Origin of the sequence: Brotaphodocola sp., from assembly GCF_050873365.1 — a bacterium.
In the GTDB taxonomy this organism is placed as follows: Bacteria; Bacillota; Clostridia; order Lachnospirales; family Lachnospiraceae; genus Brotaphodocola.
Map to the genome: position 1 here is coordinate 37831 of NZ_JBNMIQ010000002.1, position 14460 is coordinate 52290.

The following is a 14460-nucleotide window of genomic DNA, read 5'->3' on the forward strand; positions in this document are numbered from 1 at the left end:
ACAACGCATAAACGAAAACGACTGATCCGGGCATATTTTTGAAAAAATGCTCCACGGTTTACTTGTCGGTCAGTTTTTGTTATAATGTGAGAAGCTGATACACATTTTTATTTTGCAGGAGGATTTTTTGGCAAATACATGAATTATGGAAAAGAAGCAACAGAAAAGAAGATCGATCTGATCTATTCCAAGAAAAAGAAATACACCACCCGTGTCTTTCTCACCTTCTTTAAGACCTTTCTGATTCTCTGCCTTTTTGCTGTTCTGGTCACTTCCAGCATCGGCATCGGCATTTTCATGGGAATCATTGACAGTGCCCCGGAGCTCAATGTGGACAGCATCGTCCCGGTCGGCTATGCCACGACGGTCTATGACAGTGCCGGAAACCTGACCGATACCCTCGTGCAGACCGGTTCCAACCGTGAGGAAGCCAGCTATGACGAACTCCCACAGGACCTGATCGATGCGTTTGTCGCAATTGAGGACTCTCGATTCTGGCAACACAACGGCATTGATCTTCGCTCGATTTCCCGTGCGGCAGTCGGTGTCCTGACCGGTCAGAACCTCGGCGGAGGAAGCACACTGACCCAGCAGTTGATCAAGAACAACGTCTTCAACGGCGGAATGGAGACGAGCTTTGGCGCCCGCCTCGAGCGAAAGATTCAGGAGCAGTATCTCGCGCTTCAGCTCACACGCTCGATGGACCGCAAACTGATCCTGACCAACTATTTAAACACAATCAACCTCGGAAACAACACGCTCGGAGTCAAGGTTGCCGCAAGACGGTATTTTAATAAAGATGTCTCCGATCTGACGCTCTCCGAGTGCGCCGTTATCGCAGGCATCACGCAGAATCCGTCTCGCTTAAACCCGATCACCGGGCAGGAGGCAAATGCGGAGAAACGCAAGGTCATCCTTCAATATATGTTCGAACAGGGTTATATCTCGAAGGAGCGACAGGAGGAAGCTCTCGCCGACGATGTCTATGACAGGATTCAGAACATTGATACCGCCAACCGCGAGAATTCCAACCCGTACAGCTATTTCACCGATGAGCTGATCCAGCAGGTCAAGGAGACGCTGATGGAAAAACTCAGCTATACCGACACGCAGGCGCACAACCTGATTTACAGCGGTGGTCTTCAAATTTATACGACTCAGGACCCGGATCTCCAGACAATCGTCGATGAGGAGGTTAACAATCCGGACAACTACGCCGTCAAGCGCTACTCGATCGAGTACCGTCTTTCCGTGACACACGCGGATGGCACGACCGAGCATTTCTCGGAGAAATCGATCCGCAGTTGGCACACCGATGTCCGCGACGACAACTTTGATGGTCTCTACGACACAGAGGAGGCGGTTGACGCAGATATCGAGGCTTACAAGGCTTATCTGCTCAAGGAGGGTGACACGATCATCGGCGAGCGCCTGACAAAGATCTTAGAGCCTCAGGTTTCATTTGTGCTCATGGATCAGAAGACCGGACAGGTCAAGGCAATCAGCGGTGGTCGCGGTTCCAAGACTGCAAGCCTGACGCTGAACCGTGCGACGAACACGCTTCGCCAGCCGGGATCGACATTCAAGGTCATCTCTGCCTTTGCACCCGCGATCGATGCGCGCGGGGCAACGCTCGGAACCGTCTACTACGACGCCCCGTACACCGTCGGAAACAAGACGTTCTCCAACTGGTACAGCCAGGGATACACCGGTTACTCAAGCATCCGTGACGGTATCATCTACTCGATGAACATCGTTGCCGTGCGCTGTCTGATGGAGACGGTGACCCCGCAGATCGGTGTCGAGTACGCCAACAACTTTGGAATCACCTCGCTGACTGCGACCGATTACAACGCCGCAACTGCTCTCGGCGGACTGACAAAGGGTGTCAGCAACCTTGAGCTGACTGCCGCCTACGCCTCGATCGCAAATGGCGGTGTCTACACAAAACCGATCTTCTTCACGAAGATTCTTGACCACGACGGCAAGATCCTGATCAACAACGAGCCGGAGACACACCGCGTGCTCAAGGATTCCACTGCCTTCCTTCTGACGGACGCGATGTCCGACTCGATGGAGGCAAACCGAAAATTCGGAAGCTCGATCAGCTCAACGAGCACCCGCGCAAAGATCGCAAACATGTCGAGTGCCGGAAAGAGTGGAACGACCTCCAAGAACAACGATATCTGGTTCGTCGGTTACACCCCGTACTACACTGCCGGTATCTGGGCGGGCTGTGACGACAACCAGAAACTGACTTCACGAAACGGCGGAACCTCCTTCCACAAGGATATCTGGCGAAAGATCATGACCCGTGTTCACGAGGGAAAAGAAGATCCGGGATTCAGTGTTCCGGACAGCGTGGAGACCGCTGTGATCTGCCGGAAATCCGGAAAACTCGCAATCCCCGGAGTCTGCGATGAGGACCCGCGCGGAGATGCAACTTACACCGAGTACTTTGCAAAGGGCAGTGTCCCGACGGATCTGTGCGACGTCCATGTGCGCGCAACGGTATGTAGCATCACCGGATTGCTTCCAAACTCCGGATGTCCGAAATCAACAAAAATCCGCCTTGCCCTCCCCGCAGATGCAGACAGCTCAACCGATGATTCTGCTTATGCAATGCCGACGAGAAAATGTGGCGGACACACTGCTTCCACGATTGCACCGGCAACCGAGGGTGCCGAGAGCGGTGGACCTTCGAGTCAGACTCCGGAGACGCTTCCGCCTGCCGGAATCAGCAACCTCGGTCCGGGCTACGGTCCGGGAGGCGGAGCTTCGGCACTGCCAAGAGCCGGAGTCTCAAACGGTCCCGGACGTGACTAAGTTCGAATAACACCGAAAACTTATCTTTTACAAAACACAAAAATTTGCGATTCGTTTATTCGTTTATCGCATTACTCTTTCATCTTAGGTTTAAAGATCAGGGCGGAGAGGTAACCAAAGATCAGTGCGGCGGAGATTCCCGCTGCACTGGCCTCCAAGCCTCCGCTAAAGATCCCAATCATCCCATCCTCTGCAATTCCTTCCTTTACTCCCTTCCAGAGCGTATTTCCAAAACCGAGAAGCGGTACTCCTGCACCTGCTCCCGCCCACTCGGAAAATGGCTGATACAACCCGAAAAATCCGAGAATTGCTCCCGAAACCACAAGCAGAACCATCACCCTTCCCGGCATCATCTTCGTCCGGTCAAGCAGGATCTGAACGAGTGCACAGATAGCCCCTCCGACGAGAAACGATTTTGCGATCTCAACTGCAACTTCCATCCCTGTCATGTTTATCATATTGATCCCTGCCATGTTTTTTCACAGTCTCCTTTTCTTTTATTCCTTTCATATTTCTTTGTATTTCTCTTATTCTCGTTCTCTCTCATTTTTTCTAAATCATTGACTCACACGATCGATCTATTTACAATTCGTTTCATTCTTTTGTCCATCTACGTTTTTCTCCTGATTCTTTTCTGCTTGTTTTTTCGAACGCTTTTTCATCTGACTTCATCTGACTCAAACTCTCTCAAGCTCTCTCAAGAATCACTCCGTGCGCAATCCCAGGAATGTTCTGTCCCTCATTATAACTAACCGTCGAGAGCAGTGCCCCCGTCGGGAGAAAGAGAACTCGCTTCCACTCCCCACTCAAAAGTTTAGGCAGGATATGCGCACACAGCGTCACCGCCGAACACCCACACCCACTTCCTCCCGCATGGATATCCTGAGATTCATAATCGTAAATCTCAATTCCGCAGTCCATGTGAATTCCCGAAAGCTCGTGCCCCTCTTCTCTCATAAAATCAAGCAGAATCTTCTGACCGATTCGTCCGAGATCCCCTGTGATAATCCTGTCATAGTGGGATTCATCGACCCCGAAATCCTGAAAATTTGTCATGATTGTATTCCATGTGGCGGGCGCCATCGCAGCTCCCATATTCATCGAATCGTGGATTCCCATATCCACAAGTTTTCCCGTCGTGATTCCCGCAATCTTGACTGCCGGTCCGGACGGCGGGCGCTTCGATGAGAGCACAACCGCTCCACATCCGGTCACAGTCCACGAGGCACTCTGTGGTCTCTGGCTTCCATATCCGAGCGGAAATCGAAACTGTTTCTCTGCGGTCGCATAATGACTGGAAGCGAGTGCAAGCACACAGTCGGCATCCCCTGCCCCGACACACATGCTTCCAAGACCAATCGCCTCCCCGATCGTCGAGCACGCCCCGTAAAGTCCAAACAGCGGAATATCGAGATCCACAGTTCCAAATGAAGTCGCAATCAGCTGTCCGAGCAGATCTCCCGCAAACAAATAACGGACATCTTTTCTGTGAATATCCCGCTTCTCAAGTGCAAGATCCGCTGCCTGTTTTTGCATCGCGCTCTCCGCCTGCTCCCAGTTCGGCGCGCCAAACATCGCATCCTGTTCCACAACGTCAAACTTTTTTCCAAGTGGTCCTTCTCCCTCCTTTTTTCCGACAACTGAGGCCGATGAGATCAGATAAACCGGTCGCCCCGGAACCATGCTCGCTCTTCCTTTTTGCATCTTATTTTAAGCTCCTTTCTCCTCAATAAAGTTCTTCAAAGTCCTTTCTTAAAGTTCTTTTTTCCATTAGAATTCCCGCCCCATGTAACTTCTATTCTATTTTTCTGTCTTCCTGTTCTTTATTATGACTTGATTTCTATCTGTTTTGCTTTTTATATGGCTGATTTCAGTGACATTTTTCCATGCTTCTAATCTCTCACCCTGTTATCACCTCTTTTGTCGTCTCCCGTCTGTTTTTGCGCTCAATTTTCCCAAGATTTGACACCTCGTCTGCACATATTGAAACGAATCCCTGCATATACTGATTTCTGAAAAGGATGTGATATACGATGACGATTCTCAGTTTTTTAAGAAACCACGCGCGCACACTTATGACACTGATTTGCCTGTTCACGATCAGCGTCCTGCTGTTCATTCTCTGGACAGACACCAGGCGCCCGACCTATGAGGGAAGTACCCTCGTCCAACAAACTTCCATGGAAATGCCGGAACAGGGACTAACGTTCACAGCAAATGCCTCCATCACCCTGGGGGTAACTTTATGAGTTCTGGGAATTCTGCAACCTCTGTGGTCTATTTAAACCTCAGAGAGATCACGGAAGTGCATGAAAAAGACGTTTTTTTGCGGGATGTGGCTGATGTCTACTGCAAAAATCCACATATCCAGAACCGGTGCAAATCAATGAAAATCCGCACTCTTCACAGCCAAAAGCCCCGGCGCTATGTCTGTCAAGCTCTGGATGTGATCTCGCTTTTAGAATCTGCGGATTCCTCGATTCAAGTCACAAACGTCGGAAAAGTCGAATTTATCATCGACTACCAGCCTCCGCACCCGCCAAAACTGATTTTTGCATGGGCGAAAACACTCGCCGTCTGCCTGATCGCATTCTGCGGGTCTGCATTTGCAATCATGACGTTCAACAATGACGTCAACGTGACCGACGTTTTCTCCGAGGTCTACCGTCTTGTGACCGGTCAGGAGAAAGCCGGATTTACCGTTTTGGAAGCCTCCTACTCGATCGGACTTGCTGTCGGAATCCTCGCCTTTTTTAACCATGTGCTCCGTTTCAAGCTGAACACAGACCCGACACCGCTTGAGGTGGAAATGCGACTCTATGAGGAAAATATCTGCAAGACACTGATTCAAAACGACTCTCGAAAGGAGCAGGACATTGATATTCAATAATCCACTTTTGCATACGCTTCTCTTATCTTTAATTGGGCTGAGTGCCGGAAGCATCATTGCAGGTGGTGTCTTCGCATTTCTCGCCATCATCGGCGTGTTTCCCCGTTTGATCGGAAAAACCAAAACACGATCTCATATCATGCTCTACGAGACCGTGATTGTCTCCGGTGGAATCTTCGGAAATCTCTGGGATCTCTATGAATTCCCGCTCACCTCGATTTTCGCCCCGATCGCCCCACTTCTCCTCGCGATCTTTGGAGCTTCGGTCGGCATCTTCGTCGGCTGTCTCGCCATGTCACTCGCAGAAACGCTCAAGACACTTCCGGTTATCAGCAGACGCATCCGTCTCTCTGTCGGACTCCAATACCTGATTCTGTCGATTGCTCTCGGAAAACTGACCGGATCTCTGCTCTACTTTTTTTATGGAATGGATGGATAAGAATTTTCTAAGATAGCTATATAAATAATATACGAACTATATAAATGATATACGAAATGGAGGACTGATTCTCTATGGAACTGAACAAGAAAGCATACGGCGATTACGTCAAACAAGTAACCCCGGTCAATGGACTTCTCGCAGACATGGGAAAGGCATTTGTGACAGGAGGTCTCATCTGCGCTGGTGCACAGATCCTGATCCTTTTTCTCGTCAGCCGTGCCGGTCTCGAAAAAGAAAAGGCACAGACACTCACACAGCTGACCTTAATCTTCTTGAGTGCCCTCTCTACGGGTCTTGGAATCTACCCCAAGATTGTCAAATGGGGCGGTGCAGGCGCTCTCGTCCCGATCACTGGATTTGCAAACTCTGTCTCCGCGCCCGCAATCGAATATCGGGCAGAAGGTCATGTATTCGGCATCGGCGTCAAGATCTTCACGATCGCCGGCCCTGTGATCCTCTACGGAGTCCTCGCAAGCTGGATTCTCGGTCTGATTTCCCTGATCGGAACGTTTTTGGGGATTGGCTAGGAAGATTGATTTCTAAGAAGATTCCCTCATCCACTCCCGCATGCGCTGTAAGATTCGCTTCTCCATGCGGGATACCTGCACCTGCGTAAGTGATAATTCCTGCGCGATTTGCGTCTGCGTCTGATCCTCAAAATATCGGCGCACAATGATTTCTCTTTCCATCCCGTCAAGTTTTTCAAGAAGACGCTCCAGAACCATTCGGTTCATCAATTTTTCTTCTTCCTGATTTTCATCCGTGAGTCGATCCATCAGAACAAGTTCCTGTCCCTCGTTATTTCCGATGTTTCGATAAATCGAATCCACCTGTGTCACTGCCTCAAGCGATGCCACTGCCTCCTCTCGCGACACCCCGACACGGCCGGCAATCTCATCCATCCCGGGCTCCCGCCCAAGCTCCCCAGTCAATGCCTCCCTCGCAGATCGAACACGCATCGCAAGCTCCTTCATCGACCGACTAACTTTGAGCATTCCGTCATCTCTGAGAAACCGCCTGATCTCCCCCGCAATCATCGGAACCGCATACGTCGAAAAGCAGACATCAAAGGACAGATCAAACCGGTCAACCGCTTTTAAAAGCCCTATGCACCCGATCTGAAACAGATCCTCCGCCTCATATCCTCTGCCCGTAAAGCGTCTGACCATGCTCCAGACAAGACCGGTATTTGCAAGCACAACGGCTTCCCGACACTCTGCCTCTCCCGCTCTGGCACGCCGTAAAAGTTCCCGCACATCTTCCATGCCCTCACCGTCCGATCCTCTTTTTCATGATCACTAACGTTCCTTTTCCGACCTCCGACTTCACCTCCAACTCATCCATAAAGGCTTCCATAAAAGAAAATCCCATGCCGGAGCGTTCGCCCGAGCGATCGGTCGTAAACAGAGGTTCCATCGCCTTCTCCACGTTTTCGATGCCCCGCCCACAATCCTTCACCTGAATTGTCAGCTCCTGCCCCTCAATCTCCAAGTCCATCTCAATGATTCCCTGCTTCCCCGCATATCCGTGAATCTCCGCGTTCGTCACCGCCTCCGAGACCGCAGTTTTCACATCCTCGATCTCCTCGAGTGTCGGGTCGAGACGGCTCATAAAGACCGCCGTCACCACCCGGGCAAATTCCTCATTCTCCGATAAACTCTCCATTTCCATATGAAACCGTTGCATGCGCATGCACATCTCCTCCATCTCACCCCGCGATTGCCGCTTCCTTCGTGTCAAAATGTGCAATCAGCCGGGTAACCCCTCCGATCGCAAGCACACGACCGATCTGCTCCCTGACCCCGTAGAGCGTCACACTTCCCCCGCTTCTCGCCATCTGCTTATAGCGATTTAAGAGAACCCCGATTCCGGAAGAGTCCATGAATTCTGTTCTGGAAAAGTCAAACACCACTTTGCGGATATAATTTTCCGAGAACAGAAGATCCGTCTCATATCTCAAATTCCGGCAGTTGTGATGATCCAGTTCCTTCGGAAGATGAATCACCAGAATCTGATCCCGCGCTTCATAGGTGAAAGTTTCTGTCATAGTTATGTCCTCCTTTTTATCCCTATATTTTTTATATTTAAGTAACTTCTATAACAATAAATGAAGAAAACTTTTAATCGAAACTTATCTATTTCGTTAATTCAAATCAAGCACTCAGTATTCTTAACTGGCGCCGACGATGGGTAAAGTCATGCAAACGCGCTCTCGCTCCGGTTCGACGTAGCGGTGCATAAGACTGCAAAATACGCAGTCTAAGCACCGACGTCTCACACGGGTTTGCCTGCACTTTCCCATCTCAGCGCCCCCATCTCAGCGCCCATCCACCTGTACTTCTCTATCTCGCCATCCAATTTTACCAAAACAAAAAAAGCACTCCAGATCCATCGCCTACGCAATTTCTCTGTCGTGCTTTTCAATTCCTATTGTTTAAATATATTGTTGTCTTAGTATCCTCTCTGTCTCTGCGCCTCTCTCGCATACTCGGAATTCGGGAAATTCAGAATCACATCCCCGTAATAAGTATTTGCCGAGTTCATATCGCCCTGCGCCTGGTAGACACTTCCGAGCTTGTACAGAGCAGACGGATTATCGCCCTTGATCATCAGGCTCTTCTGGTAATACACAAGCGCCTGCTGGGATGCCGGGTCCTGAGAGACCGCTTCATCACCCAACTCTTCAAGGATCTTCCACGCCTTTTCTCCCATATCGGTCTGAATCCACGAGATCGTATTTCTTACGGATGCATCGTCATTCATCACGGAAAAATCGGTATCCGAATAGAGCTGAGCAGCCGTCTTCATATCGTTGTCCCGATATGCCTGAAGAATCTGCACCAATCTCTGATACTGGCTCAAAATGCCGTCATTACTGCTGACAATCGTCTGAAGGGAATCCTCCGCCTTCTGCTTCTCCGCATTTGCCGTATCGAGCTGGCTGTTCAAATCATCGACCTCCAGATTTTTCTGGTTCAGCTGTTCGAGGATCTTCTGCGCCTCCTGGTTGTGGCTCGCATTGAGTGCCTCAGTCTTTGCCGGCATGACGAGGAAGAAGATCACCATCGCGCCGAGGACAAGTCCCACCAGAATGTTCAAGACCGACTGAAGTCCCGTCGTCTCCTTGTAACTTGGCGGAATGATGATGTCGTCATCCTGCATCTGGCGATGGGAGAATGCATTTTTGAGCTTTCTCTTCTCCACCTCCGCCTTTCCGGTGTGCTTCTTCGCCACATCCATATAGCGCTGTGCCTGCGGATTGTAGCGGTCGATCTTGAGTGCCTGATACAGACAGCGCCCCGCCTTCGTATAATCCTCACGCTGAATATAGAGCAGAGCAAGCAGTTCCTGTGCCTTCACATACTGTGGAAAATCCTCAAGCATGCGGGAAAGCATCAGCACCGCAAGGTCCTCGTTGTTGTTTACGGCATGTCCAAGCGCCTGATTAAACTTCTTTGCCGACTGATCTGCCAGCTCCAAATAGCCTTTATCCTCATGGACACGGCGCAAATACTCCTCCGCAAGATTGTTTTTCTCCTGAAGATTCAGACTGATGACCCACTGTGTGAGCGCCGATCCCACCTCTCCGGTCTCGTTGTAAATCAAACCCAAAAGATTTCGTGCATCCGTCTGGTACTTATCAAAGCGCAGGCTCTTCTTGAGCGCCATCGCTGCTCCGGTCAGATCCCTCTGCCCTGCTTTCTCCAGTCCCAGATTATAGTAGGCATCGGCGATCCGGCGGTTTCTTTTTTGTGTATCCATTCTATATCCGCCTTACTGTTTTTTCTCTTTTAAAAATTCCATCATCAGGTCATTCATATCTGTCAAATCTTCCCGCACAATCGACGCTTCCACCTCACTCACCTCAAGGCTCGGCTTAAAGCGGGCAATTTCCTGTTCAAAATCCAGCATGATTGTTCTTCACCAATCCTTTCTTCCAGTCCAAAGTCACCGTTTTTCAGAGCATTTTCTCTCCGACAGCTTTCAGACAGCTTTTTCTTAGACAGTCTTCTCTCCGATAGCTTTCTCTCAGACAGTTTTCTCGCAGACAGCTTCCGGCATCGTCTTTAAGATGCGCTGAATCTCCCCGATCAGATACAGGGAGCCGACGACATACAATCGATCCGTCTCTTTCTTCTTTGCGAGTGCCGCCTCAAGCGCCTCACGGGCGGAACCGTACTGTTTCACCATCTTGCATCCCGCCTGCTCAAAGAGACCGGCAAGCAGATTTTCATCCGTCGCGCGCGCACTGTCAATATGGACAACTGTCACGACAGCCGGATGGAGACTGTCACAGAGCATCTTGATCATTTCCCGGTAGTCCTTGTCCGAGACCGCTGCAAACAGCAGGTGAACCGCCTTGTCGCTCTCCTGTGCCTTGACTGCCTCGATAAACGCCGAGATTCCTCCGGGATTGTGTGCGCCGTCAAGCCACACATCCTCGCGGACTTTCTGCATTCTTCCCGGCCAGCACACATGGCTAAGCGCTTCCCGCTTCCTCTGCTCTGTTACGGTCCTAAGCTCACCTCGCTCTGTCAGCACTCCAATCACCTTGAGCGCAATCCTCGCATTCTGTGCCTGATACGGGGCTGAAAACTTCACCTCTGAGACAAGATTCCGATCGACCGCATCATTTTCCTGAACATCCTTTTCCTGAATATCCTTATCCTGCACATGAATCGGCTTGATCGGATTCACCGGATAGAATGCAGAACCCATTCGCTCTGCCTGTCCTGCAATCACTGCGGATGCCTCCGGCTGAGTGTCATCAAAAATCACCGGAACGCCCGGCTTGATGATCCCCGCCTTCTGCATCGCAATCTCAGGAATGCTTGTACCAAGATAGGCGGTGTGATCGAGACTGATCGAGGTGATGACGCAGGCTTTCGGACTCCGAATGACATTCGTCGTGTCGAGAAGTCCACCCAGTCCGGTTTCCAACACCACCCAATCCGGCTTCTCCCGCCCATACAGATCCATCGCCATCAGAAAGACAAATTCAAAGAAGGTCGGATGAGCATATCCTTTCGCGCACATCTTCTCTGTGACGGCGCGCACGTTCTCAAAACTCTTCTCAAACGTCTCCTCCGGTGCCGGACTTCCGTCGAGAAGAAACCGTTCCTTCACATCGGTCAGATGCGGGGAGATAAATGTTCCGACATGGTATCCGGCGCGCAGAAGAACTGCCGTCAGATCCGCACAGACCGAACCTTTTCCATTTGTCCCCGCAACGTGAATGATGCGGAGCGAATCGTCCGGATTTCCAAGTTCCGTGAGAAAATCTCTGACCTGATTCAGCGTGTTTTTCTTTCTGGTCCAGAACGGAATCTGATCCAGATAAGCTCTTGCCTGCTCTTCCATCTCTTTCTTATTCTTTCCTTTCCAGGCTCTGAACTGTTACAATGTATGCAATCATGTCCGGGGTTATGCACACTTTCTTCCTGTGCCCCCGGACATGCCTGCTGTTTTCTGCCTGATGCTTTCTCGTTATTGTTCACGCATTGCGCAAACCGTAACGCTTTCTCTCTTGCCTATCTTTTTTGTCTATCTTATTTTTACTTCTTTAACTGCGCCAGATGCTCCTCAACCTGTTTCATCATCTGGGTGTACTTCTCTAACTTTGCCTTCTCCTCAGCGATCTTTGCTTCCGGAGCCTTGCTGATGAACTTCTCATTGCTGAGCATTCCATTTACACGCTTGAGCTCGCCCTCAAGACGGGTCTTCTCCTTCTCAAGACGCTCAATCTCTTTCTCTACATCGACAAGCTCTGCAAACGGCATGTAGATCGAAGCGGAGGAGATCACTGCGGATACTGCGTCCTCACCGATTCCGGTCTTGTCTGCCTGAAGTGCAACCTCACTTGCGTATGCCAGAGTTGCAAAGAAAGATTTGCTGTGCTCAAAGATGTCAAGAACATCCTGACGATCAGATACAACGAATACCTTTGCCTTCTTGCTCGGCGGCACGTTCATGGACGTGCGCACATTACGGATTGCACGAACTGCCTCCTTGATCGTCTCAACTGCCTGCTCCTCAGATGCGAAGTTGAGCTTCTCGCTGTACTCCGGCCAAGCGGAGATCATGATTGAGGACTCTTCCTCCTGAAGGTTGCAGAAGATCTCCTCGGTGATGAACGGCATGTACGGATGCAGAAGTTTCAAGGACTGAATCAGAACCTTCTTAAGCGTCCACAGTGCAGATGCCTTCGTCGTGTCCTCATCGTTCCACAGACGCGGTTTTACCATCTCGATGTACCAGTCGCAGAACTCCTCCCAGATGAAATCGTAAACCTTCTGAAGTGCGATTCCAAGCTCGAACTTATCAAGATTCTCAGTCACATCCTTCGCCAGCGTGTTGACGCGGGAGAGAATCCACTTGTCAGCCAAAGTCAGCGGTGCATTCTCTGCCAGAGATGCGTCTGCATCCTTTGCGTATGCGCGGTCATACTCTGCCATGCGCTCTGCACTTGCCTTCTCGATGTTCATCATGATGAAACGGGATGCATTCCATACCTTGTTTGCAAAGTTACGGCTGTTCTCTACACGCTCCCAGTAGAAACGCATGTCGTTGCCCGGTGCATTTCCGGTGATCAGCGTCATACGCAGAGCATCTGCGCCGTACTTGTCGATAACCTCAAGCGGATCAATTCCGTTTCCGAGGGACTTACTCATCTTGCGTCCCTGAGAATCGCGGACAAGACCGTGGATCAGAACGGTGTTGAACGGGCACTTGCCGGTCTGCTCAATTCCGGAGAATACCATACGGATTACCCAGAAGAAGATGATGTCGTAACCGGTTACGAGCACATCGGTCGGATAGAAGTAGTCAAGCTCCTTCGTCTTGTCCGGCCAGCCGAGCGTGGAGAACGGCCACAGTGCAGAGGAGAACCAGGTATCAAGCGTATCCTCATCCTGCTTGAAATGCGTGCATCCGCACTTCGGACACTTCTCTGGCATCTCTTTTGCGACAACGATCTCACCGCAGTCATCGCAGTAGTAAGCCGGAATCCGGTGACCCCACCACAGCTGTCTGGAGATACACCAGTCGCGGATTCCCTCAAGCCAATGCATGTAGGTCTTTCCGAAGCTCTCCGGAACGAACTTGAGCTCTCCGCTCTTTAATGCCTCGATTGCCGGCTTTGCCATCTCCTCCATGCGAACAAACCACTGCTGTTTTACCATCGGCTCTACGGTCGTCTTACAACGATCATGGATACCAACGTTGTGAGAATGCGGAACAACCTTCACAAGAAGACCAAGCTCCTTCAAATCCTCAACCATTGCCTTTCTCGCCTCATAGCGATCCATGCCGTCGTACTTGCTTCCCGGGCAGTTGATCGTTGCATCGTCGTGCATGATGCAGATCTCCGGCAGGTTGTGGCGACGACCAACCTCGAAGTCGTTCGGGTCATGTGCCGGGGTAATCTTTACGCATCCGGTACCAAACTCCTTGTCTACATAGGCATCAGCGACAACCGGAATCTCACGGTCAGTCAGCGGAAGTTTGAGCATCTTGCCGACAAGATCCTTGTAACGGTCATCATCCGGGTTTACTGCAACTGCGGTATCGCCAAGCAGAGTCTCCGGACGGGTCGTTGCGATCTCAACAAATCTGCCTTCCTCGCCAACGATCGGGTAGTTGATGTGCCAGAAGAAGCCGTTCTGCTCCTCATGCTCAACCTCTGCGTCAGAGATTGAAGTCTGGCATACCGGACACCAGTTGATGATTCTCGAACCTTTGTAAATATATCCTTTTTCGTGAAGTTTGATGAAAACTTCCTGAACAGCCTTGGAACAGCCCTCATCCATTGTGAAACGCTCGCGATCCCAGTCAGCGGAAGAGCCGAGCTTGTGGAGCTGGTTGATGATGCGGGTGCCGTATACCTTCTTCCAGTCCCAGCATGCCTCGAGGAACTTGTCACGTCCGAGATCGTGCTTGTCAACGCCCTCGCTCTTTAACTTGTCGATAACCTTAACCTCGGTTGCGATTGCTGCGTGGTCGGTTCCCGGCTGCCACAGAGCCTCATAGCCCTGCATTCTCTTGTAACGGATCAGGATATCCTGCATCGTGTTGTCAAGTGCATGGCCCATGTGGAGCTGTCCGGTGATGTTTGGCGGAGGCATAACGATCGTAAACGGCTTCTTGCCCTCTCTCTTTCCGCGCTCTGCATCTGCGTGGAAGTACTTGTTGTCCAGCCATTTCTGGTACAGTTTCTCTTCAATCGCAGAAGGATTGTAAGTCTTTTCCAGTTCTTTCATGATTTTTCCTTTCTCTGTGAGTTTTTCTGTGAATCATCGAATCA

General features: G+C 50.6%; 13 protein-coding genes. 4 read left to right on the top strand and 9 right to left on the bottom strand.

The genetic code is table 11. From position 1 onward, the window contains the following. Window positions 1-138 precede the first annotated feature (138 nt). On the top strand, window positions 139-2826 hold the full coding sequence (locus ACR0QT_RS01390) for a transglycosylase domain-containing protein (RefSeq protein WP_432629121.1): 2688 nt from the start codon (window positions 139-141) through the stop codon (window positions 2824-2826). Between the two features lie 71 nt (window positions 2827-2897). On the opposite strand, the gene ACR0QT_RS01395 is transcribed toward ACR0QT_RS01390, so the two are convergent. Together ACR0QT_RS01395 and ACR0QT_RS01400 are read right to left on the bottom strand one after the other, a co-directional pair. After that, window positions 2898-3266 carry a SpoVA/SpoVAEb family sporulation membrane protein gene (locus tag ACR0QT_RS01395; RefSeq protein ID WP_432629288.1) on the bottom strand — a complete coding sequence of 123 codons (369 nt, stop codon included), beginning with the start codon at window positions 3264-3266 and terminating at the stop codon, window positions 2898-2900. Between the two features lie 247 nt (window positions 3267-3513). Beyond that, window positions 3514-4530: a stage V sporulation protein AD gene (locus tag ACR0QT_RS01400; RefSeq protein WP_432629122.1), complete on the bottom strand. Its 1017-nt coding sequence runs from the start codon at window positions 4528-4530 to the stop codon at window positions 3514-3516. Window positions 4531-5071: 541 nt separating this feature from the next. Here ACR0QT_RS01400 and ACR0QT_RS01405 point away from each other — a divergent pair. The 3 genes from ACR0QT_RS01405 (at window position 5072) to ACR0QT_RS01415 (ending at window position 6685) form a co-directional block, all read left to right on the top strand. Then, window positions 5072-5716: a stage V sporulation protein AA gene (locus ACR0QT_RS01405; protein ID WP_432629123.1), complete on the top strand. Its 645-nt coding sequence runs from the start codon at window positions 5072-5074 to the stop codon at window positions 5714-5716. Next, window positions 5703-6155 carry a stage V sporulation protein AB gene (locus tag ACR0QT_RS01410; RefSeq protein WP_432629124.1) on the top strand — a complete coding sequence of 151 codons (453 nt, stop codon included), beginning with the start codon at window positions 5703-5705 and terminating at the stop codon, window positions 6153-6155. The genes ACR0QT_RS01405 and ACR0QT_RS01410 overlap by 14 nt, the downstream gene beginning before the upstream one ends. 74 nt (window positions 6156-6229) lie before the next feature. Further along, on the top strand, window positions 6230-6685 hold the full coding sequence (locus ACR0QT_RS01415) for a SpoVA/SpoVAEb family sporulation membrane protein (protein ID WP_432629125.1): 456 nt from the start codon (window positions 6230-6232) through the stop codon (window positions 6683-6685). 12 nt (window positions 6686-6697) lie between these two features. Here the strand turns inward: ACR0QT_RS01415 and ACR0QT_RS01420 are convergent, their stop codons facing one another. The 7 genes from ACR0QT_RS01420 to ACR0QT_RS01450 form a co-directional block, all read right to left on the bottom strand. After that, window positions 6698-7423 carry a SigB/SigF/SigG family RNA polymerase sigma factor gene (locus tag ACR0QT_RS01420; RefSeq protein WP_432629126.1) on the bottom strand — a complete coding sequence of 242 codons (726 nt, stop codon included), beginning with the start codon at window positions 7421-7423 and terminating at the stop codon, window positions 6698-6700. Window positions 7424-7427: 4 nt separating this feature from the next. Next, the gene (gene spoIIAB, locus ACR0QT_RS01425) at window positions 7428-7850 is read right to left on the bottom strand and encodes an anti-sigma F factor (RefSeq protein ID WP_432629127.1); all 423 of its coding nucleotides are present in this window, start codon (window positions 7848-7850) and stop codon (window positions 7428-7430) included. 16 nt (window positions 7851-7866) lie between these two features. Continuing rightward, window positions 7867-8205 carry an anti-sigma factor antagonist gene (locus ACR0QT_RS01430; protein ID WP_177977755.1) on the bottom strand — a complete coding sequence of 113 codons (339 nt, stop codon included), beginning with the start codon at window positions 8203-8205 and terminating at the stop codon, window positions 7867-7869. Between the two features lie 404 nt (window positions 8206-8609). Beyond that, entirely contained in the window at window positions 8610-9920 is a 1311-nt protein-coding gene (locus ACR0QT_RS01435) for a tetratricopeptide repeat protein (protein WP_432629128.1), read from the bottom strand. Window positions 9921-9932: 12 nt separating this feature from the next. Beyond that, on the bottom strand, window positions 9933-10070 hold the full coding sequence (locus ACR0QT_RS01440) for a hypothetical protein (protein ID WP_177977757.1): 138 nt from the start codon (window positions 10068-10070) through the stop codon (window positions 9933-9935). 117 nt (window positions 10071-10187) lie between these two features. Continuing rightward, complete coding sequence (locus ACR0QT_RS01445; protein WP_432629129.1) at window positions 10188-11519, bottom strand: bifunctional folylpolyglutamate synthase/dihydrofolate synthase; 1332 nt, start codon at window positions 11517-11519, stop codon at window positions 10188-10190. Between the two features lie 194 nt (window positions 11520-11713). Beyond that, window positions 11714-14416 (bottom strand): valine--tRNA ligase, encoded by a 2703-nt coding sequence (locus tag ACR0QT_RS01450; RefSeq protein WP_432629130.1) that lies wholly within the window; start codon window positions 14414-14416, stop codon window positions 11714-11716. Between the last annotated feature and the right edge of the window lie 44 nt (window positions 14417-14460).